The organism is Lysinibacillus sp. NPDC093692 (assembly GCF_050280125.1).
Classification (GTDB): Bacteria; Bacillota; Bacilli; order Bacillales_A; family Planococcaceae; genus Lysinibacillus.
This window is the reverse complement of record NZ_JBNNUW010000010.1, coordinates 54,655-71,454: the sequence shown is the minus strand read 5'-3', so window position 1 is coordinate 71,454 and position 16,800 is coordinate 54,655. Positions and strand designations below refer to the sequence as shown.

16 protein-coding genes are annotated in these 16,800 nt (G+C 38.7%); 13 read left to right on the top strand and 3 right to left on the bottom strand.

Features of this window, described 5'->3' with window-relative positions; genetic code table 11:
- Positions 1 to 25 precede the first annotated feature (25 nt).
- Both ACQKN4_RS12780 and ACQKN4_RS12775 read left to right on the top strand, forming a co-directional pair.
- Complete coding sequence (locus tag ACQKN4_RS12780) at positions 26 to 1,453, top strand: aldehyde dehydrogenase family protein (RefSeq protein WP_427483845.1); 1,428 nt, start codon at positions 26 to 28, stop codon at positions 1,451 to 1,453.
- A gap of 67 nt (positions 1,454 to 1,520) precedes the next feature.
- Positions 1,521 to 2,000 (top strand): acyl-CoA thioesterase, encoded by a 480-nt coding sequence (locus ACQKN4_RS12775; protein WP_079562402.1) that lies wholly within the window; start codon positions 1,521 to 1,523, stop codon positions 1,998 to 2,000.
- Positions 2,001 to 2,048: 48 nt separating this feature from the next.
- Here the strand turns inward: ACQKN4_RS12775 and ACQKN4_RS12770 are convergent, their stop codons facing one another.
- Positions 2,049 to 3,359 (bottom strand): globin-coupled sensor protein, encoded by a 1,311-nt coding sequence (locus ACQKN4_RS12770; protein WP_079562401.1) that lies wholly within the window; start codon positions 3,357 to 3,359, stop codon positions 2,049 to 2,051.
- Positions 3,360 to 3,665: 306 nt separating this feature from the next.
- Between ACQKN4_RS12770 and ACQKN4_RS12765 the strand changes: the two genes are divergently transcribed.
- On the top strand, positions 3,666 to 3,875 hold the full coding sequence (locus ACQKN4_RS12765) for a hypothetical protein (protein WP_079562400.1): 210 nt from the start codon (positions 3,666 to 3,668) through the stop codon (positions 3,873 to 3,875).
- 72 nt (positions 3,876 to 3,947) lie between these two features.
- On the opposite strand, the gene corA is transcribed toward ACQKN4_RS12765, so the two are convergent.
- Together corA and ACQKN4_RS12755 are read right to left on the bottom strand one after the other, a co-directional pair.
- Positions 3,948 to 4,907 (bottom strand): magnesium/cobalt transporter CorA, encoded by a 960-nt coding sequence (gene corA / locus ACQKN4_RS12760; RefSeq protein ID WP_079562399.1) that lies wholly within the window; start codon positions 4,905 to 4,907, stop codon positions 3,948 to 3,950.
- Between the two features lie 64 nt (positions 4,908 to 4,971).
- The gene (locus ACQKN4_RS12755) at positions 4,972 to 5,655 is read right to left on the bottom strand and encodes a class I SAM-dependent methyltransferase (protein ID WP_427483844.1); all 684 of its coding nucleotides are present in this window, start codon (positions 5,653 to 5,655) and stop codon (positions 4,972 to 4,974) included.
- A gap of 121 nt (positions 5,656 to 5,776) precedes the next feature.
- Here ACQKN4_RS12755 and ACQKN4_RS12750 point away from each other — a divergent pair, with 121 nt between their 5' ends.
- The 10 genes from ACQKN4_RS12750 to gltX all read left to right on the top strand — a co-directional run bounded on the left by ACQKN4_RS12750 (position 5,777) and on the right by gltX (position 16,769).
- Complete coding sequence (locus ACQKN4_RS12750) at positions 5,777 to 6,082, top strand: DUF4870 domain-containing protein (RefSeq protein WP_079562397.1); 306 nt, start codon at positions 5,777 to 5,779, stop codon at positions 6,080 to 6,082.
- A 202-nt stretch (positions 6,083 to 6,284) separates the two neighbouring features.
- A complete protein-coding gene (locus ACQKN4_RS12745; RefSeq protein WP_079562396.1) occupies positions 6,285 to 6,755 on the top strand; it encodes a CtsR family transcriptional regulator in 471 nt (156 codons plus the stop codon).
- 14 nt (positions 6,756 to 6,769) lie between these two features.
- Positions 6,770 to 7,318 (top strand): UvrB/UvrC motif-containing protein, encoded by a 549-nt coding sequence (locus ACQKN4_RS12740; RefSeq protein WP_079562395.1) that lies wholly within the window; start codon positions 6,770 to 6,772, stop codon positions 7,316 to 7,318.
- Positions 7,315 to 8,424, top strand: a complete 1,110-nt coding sequence (locus ACQKN4_RS12735; RefSeq protein WP_079562394.1) for a protein arginine kinase — start codon at positions 7,315 to 7,317, stop codon at positions 8,422 to 8,424. The genes ACQKN4_RS12740 and ACQKN4_RS12735 overlap by 4 nt, the downstream gene beginning before the upstream one ends.
- A complete protein-coding gene (locus tag ACQKN4_RS12730; RefSeq protein ID WP_079562393.1) occupies positions 8,414 to 10,858 on the top strand; it encodes an ATP-dependent Clp protease ATP-binding subunit in 2,445 nt (814 codons plus the stop codon). The genes ACQKN4_RS12735 and ACQKN4_RS12730 overlap by 11 nt, the downstream gene beginning before the upstream one ends.
- Positions 10,859 to 10,954: 96 nt before the next feature.
- Positions 10,955 to 12,331, top strand: a complete 1,377-nt coding sequence (gene radA / locus ACQKN4_RS12725) for a DNA repair protein RadA (RefSeq protein ID WP_427483843.1) — start codon at positions 10,955 to 10,957, stop codon at positions 12,329 to 12,331.
- 342 nt (positions 12,332 to 12,673) lie between these two features.
- The gene (locus ACQKN4_RS12720; RefSeq protein WP_079562391.1) at positions 12,674 to 13,759 is read left to right on the top strand and encodes a PIN/TRAM domain-containing protein; all 1,086 of its coding nucleotides are present in this window, start codon (positions 12,674 to 12,676) and stop codon (positions 13,757 to 13,759) included.
- A gap of 12 nt (positions 13,760 to 13,771) precedes the next feature.
- On the top strand, positions 13,772 to 14,464 hold the full coding sequence (gene ispD / locus ACQKN4_RS12715; RefSeq protein ID WP_079562453.1) for a 2-C-methyl-D-erythritol 4-phosphate cytidylyltransferase: 693 nt from the start codon (positions 13,772 to 13,774) through the stop codon (positions 14,462 to 14,464).
- 273 nt (positions 14,465 to 14,737) lie between these two features.
- Positions 14,738 to 15,214 (top strand): 2-C-methyl-D-erythritol 2,4-cyclodiphosphate synthase, encoded by a 477-nt coding sequence (ispF, locus tag ACQKN4_RS12710; RefSeq protein ID WP_053482833.1) that lies wholly within the window; start codon positions 14,738 to 14,740, stop codon positions 15,212 to 15,214.
- 91 nt (positions 15,215 to 15,305) lie between these two features.
- The gene (gene gltX / locus ACQKN4_RS12705; protein WP_427483842.1) at positions 15,306 to 16,769 is read left to right on the top strand and encodes a glutamate--tRNA ligase; all 1,464 of its coding nucleotides are present in this window, start codon (positions 15,306 to 15,308) and stop codon (positions 16,767 to 16,769) included.
- The last annotated feature ends 31 nt before the right edge of the window (positions 16,770 to 16,800 follow it).

Sequence of the window (16,800 nt, the reverse complement as noted above, 5' to 3'; positions counted from 1 at the left end):
TGATTTTTGGAGGTGCATTTGAAGGATGAAGGAAACAAAACTTTGGATGAATGGCGAGTGGCAGAACGCAAAGGAAACATATGAACTGAAATCACCCTATAGTGGTGAGGTTATTGCAAAGGTAGCTAAGGCGTCAATTTCTGACGTTGAACGAGCAATCGAAGGTGCTCAGGAGGCATTCCAAACGTTTAAAAAGACAACAGCCTACGAACGTGCCGAAATATTGTATAAAGTGGTCGACATAATGCGCCAGCGTAAAGAGGAATTAGCTGAAATTTTAGCTTTAGAGGCAGGTAAACCAATATCAGCAGGTTTAACTGAAATAGAACGCACAATAGCAACATACCAATTTGCTGCAGAGGGGGCTAAGCAAGCAAAGGGTGAAACGGTACCGATGGATGCTGCACCTGGGGCAGGAGATCGTATTGGCTGGACAAAGCTAGAGCCTCTAGGTGTAATTTCAGCCATTACACCCTTTAATTTCCCCTTTAATTTAGTGGCACATAAATTAGGTCCTGCCTTTGCAGTTGGAAATACGGTTGTATTAAAGCCAGCGACGCAAACGCCATTAAGTTCTATCGTAATGGCGGAAATTTTCCATCAAGCAGGTCTACCTAATGGTGCGCTTCAAATTATTACAGGTAGCGGTGGGGAGCTAAGTGATACACTTGTGACTCACCCGTTTGTGAAAAAGGTAACATTCACGGGAAGCGGTAAAGTTGGATTGAGCATTAAAGAAAAAGTAGGTTTGCGTAAAGTTACTTTAGAACTTGGTTCCAATGCGGCAGTAATTGTCGAGCCGTCGACACCAATTGATAAAATTATTTCGCGTTGTGTCAGTGGTGCCTTTAATTTTGCTGGACAAGTTTGTATCTCCTTACAACGTATTTATGTACACACATCTATTATGGATGAATTTACAAAGGCGTTTGTTGCCGAGACAGAGAAATTAGTGGTAGGTGACCCACTAGATACAAATACTGATGTTAGTGCAATGATTAACCAAAAAGAAGTTGAGCGTATTCGTCAATGGATTGAGGAAGCAAAGTCGCAAGGGGCGGTAGTTGCTACAGGAGGAACATTTACGGAACGTACTTTAACGCCGACTGTAATGACGAATGTGACGGCAAATATGAAAGTTGTTTGTCAGGAAACATTCGCACCAATCGTCTCAATTGTTTCATATGAAACATTAGATGACGCTATTCGACTAGTGAATGAGTCGGACCTTGGCTTAAATGCTGGAATTTATACGAATGTTTTGCAAGATGCATTATATGCAGCGGATGAATTACAGGCAGGTGCTGTTATGATTAATGATATTCCGACTTTCAGGGTTGATAATATGCCATATGGTGGCGTAAAAATGAGTGGCTACGGTCGTGAAGGCATTAAGTGGGCAATCGAAGAAATGACAGATATGAAATTAATTACGATGAAAAAATCGTTCTAGTTTGCAACAACTCTTGTTCTGCGATACGATGACGAAAGAACATTCATGAAGGGAAGTCGCAAGAATTATGTCAAACAACGCAATACCGATGAGCCAGTCACGTACTGTTCAAACTCGTCTCGTATTACCGCCAGATACAAATAATCACAACTCCATTTTTGGTGGAAGAGTGTTAGCGTATATTGATGAAATTGCTGCTATTACAGCAATGAAACATGCAAAAGGTCATGTAGTCACAGCTTCTATCGATTCGGTTGACTTTTTATCGCCAGCACATGTAGGGGCTATTTTAGAAATTGAAAGCATCGTTTCGTCAACTGGACGGTCTTCAATGGAAGTTTATGTTCGAGTTATTTCACGAAACATTGAAACTGGTGAGGAGAAATTAACGACGGAATCCTTTGTAACGATGGTTGCAGTGGATGATGAAGGTAAACCTAAGCCAGTTCCGGCGATTTATCCTGAAACAGATGCGGAAAAACGTCTGTTTGAAACGGGACCAGCAAGACGCGAACATCGTAAACAAAAACGCGAGTTACCGCATTAAAAATAAAAAGGGAAATTGACGTATGCTGTCAGTTTCCCTTTTTCGTGCTTACATTTGTAATTCATTTACCACGTTAATAAGTGAATCGGAAGAAGAAGAAACAAGTGTAGCGCCTTGTGACAGTTCAGTAATCAAATTAGAGATGGCTGAAATATCTCTGGATGTATTTACATACTGCTGCTGAATGCCAGAAACTGCATTGGCGATATCATTAAATGATTTAGATAAACTGTTTTGCGTATCTACACTATGTTGAATCTTTTGATCAACGTTAGTAACCGAAGTCGACATTGTTGTAATATTACTTTCTGTTTCTTTAATGAGATGAGAAACATTTTGTACCGCATTTTTTGTTTCTTCAGCAAGCTTACGAACTTCCTCTGCAACAACAGCGAAGCCTTTACCATGCTCACCTGCACGGGCTGCCTCGATAGAAGCATTTAGTGCTAATAAGTTCGTTTGATCGGCAATTCCTGTGACCAGTCCTACAATTTCCGATATTTTTTGAGAAGATGTGCGTAGCTGGTTCATCGTAACTTCGAGACTGTTTACACTTTGTAAAATTACTTGTATTAAATCATTTTGATCTTGCAGCTGCTGCTGTCCACGTCTGGATTTTTCTTGTGTATCAGCAACGAAGGTTAAACCTTGCTTCGTAGCTACTGCGATATCATCTGTTTGAGAGGAAATGACTAATAAAGAAGCTGCTGTTTCTTCACTAATCTCATTGAGTTCCTCTGCCGTTTTTTGAATGGTAGTAACAAGTGCATGCTTTGTTTCACCTTCTACTGTACGAATGCGTTCCTCTTCTTTTTCATAGGCTTCGATTACAAGCTGCTGCTCGAAGTTAATGATTTTGCAGAAGGCATTGATAGCACGAATTGCATCATGTTTTGATACATCTAACTCATTTGTAAAGCGTGTAAAGGTCGTTGTTAATGATTGGAATGAGGCGATATACCACTTCGATTGTAGACCAATTCGAACATGAGTTTCAGCAATTGCCTTTCGTTCATTAATGTAAGAGTCATTAATATGACTTTCAAAAATATCACTTAAATGTTTATGTAAAGTAACTTTTAAACGCTCGATTTGTGATGTTCTGTTTATAATATTTAACAAATCTTGGCTCAAACTAATGGCTGCATAAAATTGATCCACCATTTCAGGAACTAAATCCTTAGCTAAAGGCTGTAGTTGTTTAATGATGGCTAAATCCTCAATTGTTAAATCTAAAAGCTGTAACTGTTTTTGAAGTTTTGGATGGTTTGATACATCCAATTGTACATCGCTCCTATAATTTTCAGGTGCTAATGTAATTGAGTAGCTAGAATCGTTCTTTTTTGTAAACCAACTCATCGTTGTTTGCTCCATTCCTTAGGTCCGTATTATGTATAGAATAGTAAACTAAATACCTATTAAATTACTTGGGTTGTTAATTTGCTGAATATATAGTATTTAATATATTCTACTATTTTTTGTGCTATTTTTGGTTGAAATTTTAGTTTATTTCTATATTTTTTTTATTAGTTACAGATGATTGTCGATTAAAAGTCATGAAATAGACTACTAAAAAGGTAATAGGTAAATTGAATTTGAAATAGGAAACCTGTAAAATACGAACTGTTTAGCTTGAACGTAACAATAGTGTTGAGGAGGTATTATATGGAGAAGAAACGTTTCAAATTTGTCATTCCGGTTATGGTAATTGTAGCAATTGGGTCGGTTTACATGTTAAGAAACTACTATGCTGAAGTACCAGACTTAGATCAACTATTAATTACTATCTGTGCAACATTAGTATCTGGTGTACTCGCATACTTTTTATTTCCACAGCAAGGTGAAGATAAAGTTGATGATCGCGGTCCTTATTAACAGTGAAAGGCACCTTGGAAAAAATCTCTAAGGTGCCTTTAGCTTGTCGACAAATGAATAAATGGTTTACTTTTAAGTTTTAAATAAATTGAACCAGCCTTTAAGTTTAAAGATTGCCAGCATGAATAATGCGATAAAAATCATAATTCCGAGTACGATAAAGTAGCTAAACTTCCCATGTAGCTCGGGCATATGGTCAAAATTCATTCCATAAACACCTGCAATAAATGTTAGGGGAATAAAGATAGTTGAAACAATTGTTAAGGTCATCATAATGCCATTCATGCGAGTAGAGCTCATCGCCATATAACTATCACGCATATCAGCAGTGAGCTCGCGGTTAGATTCGATCATTTCGGTGAGTTTTAGCAGATGGTCGTAAATATCTCCAAAATAAGCTCGTTCTGATTTTTTAAGTGAAAATCGGTATGAGTTAAGGATACGATATAATAAATCACGCATTGGTAAAATGGTGCGTCTTAAATCGAGCAAATCACTACGGAATTCAAATACAATTTTCATGGCATTGGGGTTACTTTGATAGGTAAGCTCATCTTCAAGTGTATTTAAATGATCCTCAATTTTATAGACAAGTGGAAAATAGTTATCAACAATTTTATCGATTACCTGGTACGTTAAATAAACTGTGCCACGTTCCCAATTCTTTGGCTGCTTTTCTAACATCATTTGTACTCGATCTATTTCCGGTGCTACATTTTTGTGGAACGTAACAATAAATTTATTAGAAACAAAAATATTTACTTCCTCAGCTGTTAATTCTTCGTTCATCCTTTGAATAACAAAGAAATGGAAATCATCATAAAAATCGAGCTTTGGCCGCTGTAAACGCATTAAACAATCTTCTATAGCGAGTGGATGGAAGTGGAAAAACGAATCCAACAGTAGTTCTTCCTCATCAGTTGGACAATTAAAATCGACCCAGTACCATTCAAATTCGTTTTTGTGTATATCTTCAAGTGGAAATTCCTTTATAAGTTTTTGATCTTTTGTAATTCCAATAGTGCGTATCACAGCATTCACCTCAATTCTTTTAATTCTATCCTAACAGGTGTATTGATCTTCACAAGAAATAATTTTATACGCTTTCTCTATAACATATCCAACCACCAAATAAAGTAGTGGCAAAGAATCTAGATGGTTTTGTAAAGCCTGCCTGCTGTAATAGTGCTAATATGTCCTCTTCACACATAAATGAAAGAGAACGGATGGATTTCTCCATTTCCGCTACGTCTGATGGTGATAGCTTTGTATGCTGTAGCCAATAAGCGCGCCATAAATCAAATTGTAGCTCGGTTTCTAAAGTACCCGGCTGCCCGTATTTTGAGACGAGCACAAATGGAGCACCAGGCTTTAAATTATTTGCTATTTTTTTTAATGTTGCAAGCTTCTCTTGATCATCTTGTATAAAGTGAAGCACTAGTACACAGCTTGCCGCATCAAATTTTACTGAAGGTAGCTGAGTATCCAGTATAGTTCCTTGATATAAAGAAATATTATTAGGTAGAGACTTTAAACGTTCGCCAGCAATTTGTAGCATCGCTTCTGATGGATCGATACCAACAAATGACCAATGAGGTCTTTGCTCGGCGAGCTGTAAAATTTCATTACCGCTTCCGGAGCCAACTATTAAAAATTCAGCGTCCTTAGGTAATGCAGATTGATAAAAGGTTTGTGTTAAACGTAGCATTGCATCGTAGCTAGGTAGCGTGCGACGAATACCTTTTTCATATTCATTTGCAAGTGTGTTATTAAATTCCATCGAGTATCACATGCCTTTCAAAAAAATTTATAAATCCAATTTAAAATTGAAACTATTTAAGGTGTATTTCCGTAAAAAATAGTACATAAAATAAAAAAATTATATGGAAGGGTTGATATAAATGGAAACAAAATGGTCTAAGGTAATCATACACGCAAGTGCATTTTTTGCGCCATGGTTAGTACCTATTATATTTTTCTTAATTAGTTCGGAGGAAGAGGTAAAGAGCATTTCTATGCAAGCCTTGTTGTTCCAAGTAGTGATGATAGTTTTACTTACAATTTCGGGTATTTTTAGCTTCCTACTCATTGGTTTACCGTTCTTAATTGTTTTTGGGATTATGTATTTTATTGCGCCAATTATCGGTATTGTGAAGGCTTTATCTGATGAGTCTTGGCGTTATCCAATTGTTGGTCGCTGGGTATAATTTCTATAAACGCAAGTATATGCTAGTTGCATATGCTTGCGTTTTTTCTTTTGCCAATAAGGGTATCTTATAGCTAAAGCATTCGTTGGATTTTTTTCTGTGTGCGAAATAATTGCAATTATTTTCAAGCGTTTTGTATAATATACTCAAAGAAAGTCAAAGATAGTCAAAGTCAGTGTAGTAAGCGAGGTGTATTCCTAAAATGCGTAATATATCAGACATCATAGAAGGCTACTTAAAGCAAGTACTTGAATTAGGTGGAGAAGGGCATATTGAAATAAAACGTAGTGAAATCGCAGATAAATTTCAGTGCGTGCCCTCACAAATAAATTATGTAATTAATACAAGATTTACTGCCGAACGAGGTTACCTTGTTGAAAGCAAACGTGGTGGTGGTGGATACATTCGAATTTTACGTGTCCGCGCGAATTCACAAATTGATCTAATCGATGATGTCCTCAGGCAAATTGAAGGTGGGGCATCGCAAATAATGGCAGAAGATTTAGTTTATCGACTAATTGATGAGCAGGTAATTTCAAGGCGAGAAGCGAAAATAATATTAGCGGCAGTTGATCGCTCAACTATCGATTTGCAACTCCCGTTACGGGATCATATTCGAGCAAAAATTTTACGAGCGATGCTAACAACGATTAAATATGAACAGCAAAAATAAAAGAGGTGATGGAAATGATTTGCGAACATTGTAAGCAGCGTAATGCGACGGTTACTGTAACACAAGTTCAAAGTGGTCAAAAGGTGGAGCACCATTATTGTGACGTCTGCGCCTCGCAGTTCCATCCATTTCATGCTGAATTTAAGCAAGAGCCAGTATCTATTCAACAGCTATTATCTAATTGGTTTGGCTCACCTACATGGCAGCAACAAAAAGTGGGTGAAAAGCAGCAAGCACCACCACAACCGCAAACATGTCCACAATGTGGATTTACGTATAAACGGTTTTTAAAAGAAGGTAAATTTGGATGCCCTAGCTGCTATGACACCTTTAGTGAGCACTTACCGAAGCTCTTTAATCGTATACAGGCTGGACCTCAACATATAGGGAAAATGCCCGGCGCCAGGAGCAATGTTTATGTCATCAAAAAGCAAATTGAGGATATTCGTAAACGTATGAAGATTGCTGTAGATAAAGAACATTTTGAAGAGGCAGCTGAGCTCCGTGATGAAGTGAAGGAACTTGAGAAACAGGTACAATTTGAAGGTGGTGATGTGTCGTGATGATTGAATCGTTTTTAGAGCGTGCTACACCAACATGGATGAGTGTGGAGGACGATTATTCAGATATTGTCATTAGTACACGCATCCGCCTTGCTCGAAATTTAAATGGTTATCGTTTTCCATTAGCCTTTACAGAGGATGAAGCATTACATGTAGAACAGGCAGTTACACATGCAATAAAGGACAGTACAGAACTTCAAGGAAATTATTCATATTTTGCTATTAAGGATTTAACGCCTTTACAACGTCAAATACTTGTAGAAAAACATTTAATTAGTCCTCAGCTTGCAAAAAAAGAGCAAGTTGGCTCCATGCTCTTATCGGATGACGAATCAATTAGCATTATGGTGAACGAAGAAGACCATTTACGCATTCAATGTATGACAGCGAGTTTTCAACTTCAAAAGGCATACGAGCAGGCCAATAAAATTGATCGTACCTTAGAGAAAGCTCTGCCTTATGCGTTCCGAGATACATTTGGTTATTTAACAAGTTGTCCAACAAATATTGGTACGGGTTTACGAGCATCTGTCATGATGCACCTGCCAGCCCTTACACTTACGGGTCAGATGAATCAAATCATTAATGCAATGACACGATTAGGAATGACGGTAAGAGGAATATATGGGGAAGGTAGCGAAAATATAGGTAATGTTTACCAAGTGTCAAATCAGATTACACTAGGAAAAACAGAAGATGACATTTTAGCGGACATCCAAAGTGTCGCTGAGAAAATAATTCAAAAAGAACGACATGCAAGAGGCAAGTTAATGGAAAAAGCAGAGCTTGCCCTAGAAGACCGTGTGTACCGTGCTTTAGGTACGTTAACATATGCTCGAGTTTTAACGAGTGAGGAAGCTGCTACCTGTTTATCCAATGTTCGTTTAGGAGTAGATTTACAGTTAATTGAAGGTATTAAAGCGACCAAATTAAACGAATGTGTAGTCAGTATGCAACCTGGGTTTTTACAGAATTATGCAGGGGACGTTTTGCCGCCTGCTGAGCGAGATCGCGTACGAGCTGAAATGCTTCGTGAGGCACTATCTCAAGAAAATATGAGTAAGCCTATTATTCGGGGAAAAGGAGAGGATTCATTTGATGTTTAATCGTTTTACACAACGCGCGCAAAAAGTATTACAGCTTGCACAAGAAGAGGCGATTCGTTGGAAGCACGAATCAATTGGAACGGAGCATATTCTATTAGGGCTTATCCGCGAAGGTGGCGGTATTGCTGCAAAAGCATTAGAAGCCATTGATATTAGCCCACAAATGATTGAAGCGGGTATTGAAGAGCTTGTAGGGAAGGGTAAAGAGGATGTTGGCCCAATTGTCCACTACACACCTAGAGCTAAAAAAGTAATAGAGCTATCAGTTGATGAATCACGTAAATTAGGCCATTCCTATATTGGAACAGAGCATTTACTATTGGCGCTTATTCGTGAAGGTGAAGGGATAGCGGCTCGTGTATTAAATAATGCTGGTGTCGGATTGAATAAGGCTCGTCAGCAAGTGCTATTGTTATTAGGCAATAATGACAATGCTCAATCGGGTCAACAAGCTGCACAGGCTGCCAATACACCTACCTTAGATAGCCTTGCGCGTGATTTAACACAAATTGCTCGTGAAGGTACTCTAGATCCGGTTATTGGTCGAAGCAAGGAGATTACACGTGTTATCGAGGTACTGTCGCGCCGTACAAAAAATAACCCTGTATTGATCGGTGAGCCAGGTGTTGGTAAAACAGCTATCGCTGAAGGCTTAGCACAGCAAATTATTAATAATGAAGTGCCAGAAATTCTTCGTGATAAACGTGTCATGACACTTGATATGGGGACGGTTGTTGCTGGAACAAAATATCGCGGTGAATTTGAAGATCGCTTGAAAAAAGTAATGGATGAAATTCGCCAAGCTGGTAATGTCATTTTATTTATCGATGAATTGCACACATTAATCGGTGCTGGCGGTGCAGAAGGTGCCATCGATGCATCAAATATTTTAAAACCATCTTTAGCTCGTGGTGAGCTTCAATGTATTGGTGCAACAACACTAGATGAGTATCGCAAATATATTGAGAAAGATGCGGCATTAGAGCGCCGTTTCCAACCAATTCAAGTTGATGAGCCAACTGTAGAAGAGGCGATTCAAATTATTCAAGGCTTACGTGATCGTTATGAAGCACATCACCGTGTGAAAATCACAGATGAAGCTATTGAAGCGGCAGCAAAAATGAGTGACCGATATATTTCTGATCGTTTCTTACCAGATAAGGCGATTGATTTGATTGATGAAGCGGGCTCTAAAGTACGCTTACGTTCATTCGCGGTGCCACCAAACTTAAAAGCGCTTGAAGATAAGCTGGAAAATGTACGCTCTGAAAAGAATGCAGCTGTCTCAGGTCAAGAGTTTGAAAAGGCAGCATCATTAAGAGATACAGAGCAAAAGCTAAAAGATGAAATTGAAACTACGAGAAAAAATTGGAAGGAAGAGCAAGGTAAAGCCGAATCAAAAGTTACAGTGGATGATGTAGCAGCGGTAGTATCTATGTGGACTGGAATTCCGGTATCTAAAATTGCTTCCGAGGAATCTTCTAAGTTATTACAACTTGAAGAAGAGTTACACAAACGTGTTGTAGGTCAAGGAGAAGCGGTAGAGGCGATTTCTCGCGCAATTCGTCGTGCAAGAGCTGGCTTGAAAGATCCGAAACGACCAATTGGTTCATTTATTTTCTTAGGCCCTACAGGGGTTGGTAAAACAGAGCTGGCTAGAGCATTGGCTGAAGTTATGTTTGGTGATGAGGACGCAATGATTCGCGTTGATATGTCTGAGTATATGGAAAAACATTCGACTTCACGTTTAGTTGGTTCACCTCCAGGCTATGTAGGTTTTGATGATGGCGGTCAACTAACAGAGAAGGTTCGTCGTAAACCATATTCTGTAGTATTATTAGATGAAATTGAGAAGGCTCATCCAGATGTTTTCAATATTTTACTTCAAGTACTTGAAGATGGTCGTTTAACAGACTCTAAAGGTCGAGTGGTGGATTTCCGCAACACAGTTGTTATTATGACATCAAACGTTGGTGCGGATGCTTTAAAATATCAGAAAAACCTTGGCTTCAATGTCGGTGGTACGGATACGAAGTATAAAGATATGAAGGGTACGATGCTGGAGGAACTGAAAAAAGCATTCCGCCCAGAATTCTTAAACCGTATCGACGAAATGATCGTCTTCCACTCACTAGAAAAAGAACATTTAAAAGAAATCGTAGCGATGATGGCGAATTCTTTAACAAAACGTCTAAAAGAGCAAGACATTTCGTTAGAGTTAACGGATTCAGCTCTTGAAAAAATTGCAGAGGAAGGCTACGATCCTCAATATGGTGCCCGTCCACTACGTCGTTCATTACAAAAACAAGTAGAAGACCGTTTATCGGAAGAACTACTGAAAGGCAATGTAGAGAAGGGTAACCAAGTAATCATTGATTATGTAAATGATGAGTTTGTTGTGAAGAAAAAAGAGGAAGTTTCTACTTCTAAATAATCGCGATTTAAAAAGACAGCGAGGCTTTAAGTGCCAAGCTGTCTTTTTTTATGTACAATAATAAATATAAGAACAAATATTCGAGGTGGATGCAATTTGGCAAAGAAAAAAACAAAATTTGTATGCTCAGGCTGTGGTTATGAATCTGCAAAATGGATGGGAAGATGTCCAGGTTGTGGGGAATGGAATAAGATGGTTGAAGAGGTGGAGGTCGTTGCAAAAGGGCCACGAGGTGCATTCCAACACTCTGCTACGGTTACCCAAAAGGCTCTCCCTATTATGCAAATTGAAGCTGCTGAGGAATCACGCGTTGCAACAGAAATGGGTGAGCTTAACCGAGTATTAGGTGGAGGCATCGTACCAGGTTCTCTTGTGTTGATTGGGGGAGATCCTGGGATTGGGAAGTCGACATTATTATTACAAGTATCTGCGTTGCTTTCAAATAAGGGACATCGTGTGCTCTATATTTCTGGTGAGGAATCCATCCGTCAAACAAAGCTGCGTGCAGAACGTTTAGGGGTAATCTCACAGGAGCTTTATATATATTCTGAAACAAATTTAGAGCTTTTAAATCAGACCATTGATGATGTGAAGCCAAAGTTTGTTATTGTCGATTCTATTCAAACTGTTTTTCATCCAGAGGTAACGAGTGCACCTGGTAGTGTATCACAAGTGCGTGAATGTACAGCAGAACTTATGCGAATAGCAAAAACAAAAGGAATTGCCATATTTTTAGTCGGGCATGTAACAAAAGAGGGGCAAATTGCAGGACCACGTATTTTGGAGCATATGGTTGATACGGTATTGTATTTTGAAGGAGAGCGACATCATAACCACCGTATTTTACGCAGCCAAAAAAACCGCTTTGGTTCTACGAATGAAATTGCTATCTTTGAAATGCTTCAGGGGGGCTTAAAGGAAGTGTTAAACCCGTCTGAGTTGTTCTTACAGGAGCGTTCGCAGGGAGCGGCTGGGTCAACAATCGTAGCCTCAATGGAAGGTACACGGCCAATTCTAGTTGAAATTCAGTCGCTCGTAACACCAACAAGCTTTAATTATCCGAAACGAATGGCAACAGGTGTCGATCAAAATCGTGTGCAACTACTTATGGCCGTCCTTGAAAAGAGAATGGGCCTCATGCTGCAGGCACAGGATGCATATATTAAAGTTGCTGGCGGCGTGAAGCTTGATGAGCCGGCTATTGATTTGGCTGTGTTGACAAGTATTGTTTCGAGTTTTAAGGATCAAGCTGTTAGGGCAACGGATTGCTTTATTGGAGAAGTAGGTTTGACTGGCGAGGTGCGTCGTGTATCTCGTATTGAACAACGTGTGATGGAGGCAGCAAAGCTCGGATTTAAACGCGCCATCATACCAGCTTCAAATATCGGTGGTTGGGATTTTCCTCAAGGTATTGAGATAGTCGGTGTAGAAACGATAAAGGACGCATTGAATGCTTGCTTTAGAGAGCTATAAAGTAGTTTGTGCATGTTGGACAACGTTCTGACATGCACTTTTAACATCTTTCAGCAATTAAACACCAGGGCGTTGGTCTTTTAAATTTTATAGATAGAAGATAGGAAACTCAAAGAGGAGAATTGGCGTCTATGATAATGTCTGTGAAAATGTTTGTTTAATGCAGAGCAAATGTCAAAGAGCATTTCTGATTTTAGTGTGAAAAATTTTTAGTCATTGATTTTCAGTATACTCGGGATGATCTGGAAATGGATGAAATTACCGATGCTTTGATGGGGTCATAAAAGATTTTCTGCAGTAAACTATGTATAATTATATATTAAGAATGGGGGGTGACAGTTTATGAAAAAATTTGTTCAAATTGCTTTTTTACTGATTGGAGGAGCATTAGGCCTTGTTTTCTTACCGCCATTATACGAATTGCTTCATTTATCATCTAATCCTTGGCTTGATAACCCTTACGTATCAGTAGCTTTAGGAGCGCTCTTACTATTTACATTATCATTTGCCTTTTCGGATTATTTTGTACGGCTTATTAGTTGGATGGAAGAGGTGCTATTTAAAGTACCGGTTGGTGACTTATTCTTTGGTACACTTGGACTTATTATCGGACTAATCGTTGCTTATTTCTTAGGTTTCGCAATCGATAGTATTGATTTACCGATTATTACAAAGGTTTTACCAATTATACTGTCATTTATGCTTGGATATTTAGGGTTCCGTGTAGGCTTTAAAAAGCGAGATGAATTAATCCAGCTATTTACTTTGCGTGGTAACACTACAAAGAAAAAACTAGCGGAAGGTGTAGAGCCTCAAGAAGTACGAGGGAGCTATAAACTGTTAGATACTAGTGTTATTATTGATGGTCGTATTGCAGATATTTCAGAAACAGGCTTTATAGAAGGTACACTAGTTGTGCCACAGTTTGTCCTTACGGAGCTCCAGCATATTGCTGATTCTTCGGATACGTTAAAGCGTACAAGAGGTCGTCGCGGCTTAGATATTTTAAAAAAATTACAAGATGAACGTATGACGAATGTTGAGATTACTGAAGAGGACTTTGAGGATGTTCAAGAGGTTGACTTAAAGCTCGTGCGCCTTGCAAAGAAAAGGGGCTACGATACACAAATTGTGACGAACGACTTTAACCTTAACAAAGTTTGCGAGCTACACCACGTTAAAGTACTGAACATCAATGATTTAGCTAATGCAGTCAAACCTGTCGTAATTCCAGGTGAGGATATGCAAGTGATGGTCATTAAAGATGGGAAAGAGCATAATCAAGGGGTTGCTTATTTAGATGATGGCACAATGATCGTTGTTGAAGGTGGACGTAGCTATATAGGACAGGCAATTACAGTAACCGTAACAAGTGTTCTTCAAACATCAGCTGGTCGAATGATTTTTGCTAAACCAAAGGATGACTAGGAAGTGGGAAATGTGCAATATGAAGTAGTATTGCCTGCTGCGGGAAGCGGAAAGCGAATGGGCGCAGGGCAGAATAAGTTATTTTTAAATCTTTTAGAAAAACCGATCCTCGTACACACGCTGGAGGTATTTGAACAGGATAGTCAGTGTACAGGTATTTGGCTTGCGGTAAAGCCTGAAGAGCGTGTGTTTATTCAGGACATGCTAGAGAGGTATGGAATTACTAAAGTTAAAGGTTTACCTGATGGTGGTGCAGAGCGACAGCATTCCGTCCATTCTTGCATGAAAGAAATGAAGCAGGTTGATATTGTGCTTGTGCACGATGCTGCGCGTCCATTTATTACGCACGACATTATAGCGAATCTTGTGCGAAGTGCGCATGACTTTGGCGCTGCGATTGCGGGTGTTCGTGCGAAGGATACGATGAAAAAAGTACGTGATGGTGTTATTGAGGAGACGATTGATCGAGAAAGCTTATGGATGATTCAAACGCCTCAAGCATTTCAATTTGATTTGATTGTAGAGGCAGAGGATGTCGCTGAGAAGGTGGGCTTCCTTGGTACCGATGAAGCAATGCTTGTTGAACGTCTTGGCCATGAGGTGCATATTGTAGAAAGTAGCTACGAAAATGTAAAAATGACAACGCAAGAGGATTTAGTATTTGGTGAAGCGATCTTGCGTAAACGTGCTTTGAAAACATTATGATAGCATACAAAAATCTCATTAGCAGTAGATGCTGATGAGATTTTATTTTTTAATTGAACTTTAGTCTAGAGTAAGGTTTACTGTTAACTCAATTTCCTAGGAAATATGTTAAAATATGAGGGTATAATATAGAGTAAATATAAAAGTGAAGGAAGGTGAATGAGACTGTCTTATAAGCTGAATAGAAGCTATTTAAGTCTGCATATTTCTTGAAGTAAATGAGCTTCAGTTGGTGGATTTTTTATTTATCTTATTAGACATTCTCAAAATCATATGTTTCGAGTGGGACAAGGATTTGACGTGCATGCATTTGAAGAAGGGCGTCCATTAATTATTGGTGGTATAACAATTCCTCATGAAAAAGGGTTGGTAGGGCATTCGGATGCAGATGTTTTATTACACACTGTAACAGATGCAGCGTTAGGGGCTATTGGTGAGGGCGATATCGGTCGTCATTTCCCAGACACAGATCCTGCGTTCAAAGATGCTGATTCAGCGAAATTATTAGAGCATATTTGGAAAATTGTTGAGGATAAAGGCTATGTTTTAGGTAATGTGGATTGTACGATAATGGCACAGCGTCCGAAAATGGCACCGTATATTGAACAAATGCAAAATCGTATTGCTGAATTGCTTCATGCAGAGCCTTCTCAAGTGAATGTTAAAGCAACAACAACTGAGCGTTTAGGTTTTACAGGTCGCGAGGAAGGGATTGCAGCGATGGCGACAATCCTATTGATGAAGAAATAAAAGCGAGCTCTCAGTGCTTTTATTTCCTGTAACAGAGTGGTAAAATGAACAAAGTCAATTTTTTGAACGAAAATTTAGGAGGCTTTTAATTATGGCGAAAGAAGTTCGTGTTCGTTACGCGCCATCCCCTACTGGTTTCTTACATATCGGTGGAGCGCGTACAGCGTTATTTAACTATTTATATGCAAAAAAACATCATAACGGTAAATTCATCGTACGTATTGAGGACACAGATGTTGAGCGAAATGTAGAGGGCGGAGAAGCATCTCAGCTAGATAACTTAAAATGGTTAGGTATTGAATATGATGAGTCGATCGATATTGGTGGACCGTATGCACCTTATCGTCAAATGGAGCGTCTTGATATTTATAAAGAGCACGCTGAAAAGCTACTAGAGCAAGGTTTAGCTTACAAATGCTTCTGTTCTTCAGAGAAATTAGAAGCGTCTCGTGAAGAACAAAAAACACGAGGTGTAGCAGCTCCGACTTATGATGGTACTTGCCGTCATTTATCAGCAGAGGAAGTTGCGGCTAAAGAAGCTGCTGGTGAACAATATACAATTCGTATGCGCGTACCTGAAAATGTAACATATGAATTTGAAGATTTAGTACGTGGACAAGTATCATTTGAGTCAAAAGATATTGGTGACTGGGTACTTGTTAAAGCAAACGGTATCCCAACGTATAACTATGCGGTAGTGCTAGATGATCACTTTATGGAAATTTCACATGTATTCCGTGGTGAAGAGCATTTATCGAATACACCAAAACAAATGATGATTTTTGATGCATTCGGCTGGGAATATCCAAGCTATGGTCATATGACATTAATCATTAATGAAAATCGTAAAAAATTATCAAAACGTGATGAATCAATTATTCAATTCGTAACACAATATAAAGATTTAGGTTACCTACCTGAAGCAATGTTTAACTTCTTTGCATTACTTGGCTGGTCTCCTGAAGGGGAAGAAGAGATTTTCTCAAAAGAAGAATTTATTAAAATCTTTGATGAAAAACGTCTTTCAAAATCACCGTCTATGTTCGATAAACAAAAGCTTACTTGGATGAATAACCAATACATTAAAAAATTATCTTTAGAAGAAGTAGTGGCTTTATCTTTACCACACTTACAAAAAGCTGGTTTATTACCAGAAGAATTAACAGAAGAAGAACGTGCATGGGCTACAGATTTAATCGCACTTTATCATGATCAAATGAGCTTTGGTGCTGAAATTGTAGAACTATCTCGCCTATTCTTTAACGATCATATTGAATATGATGAAGAAGCAAAAGCAGTTTTAGCAGGTGAACAGGTACCTGAGGTAATGACTGCATTTAAAGCGCAGCTTGAAAGTTTAGAGGAATTTACGCCTGATACAATTAAAGCGGCTATTAAAGCTGTTCAAAAAGAAACTGGACACAAAGGTAAAAATCTATTTATGCCAATTCGCGTCGTAACGACGGGTGAAACGCATGGTCCAGAACTTCCGAACGCAATTTGCTTAATTGGCAAACAGAAAATAATTGACCGTGTAGAAAAATTTGCGCAATAAGTAGAAATTGATTGACAATTTATTAGTTCGT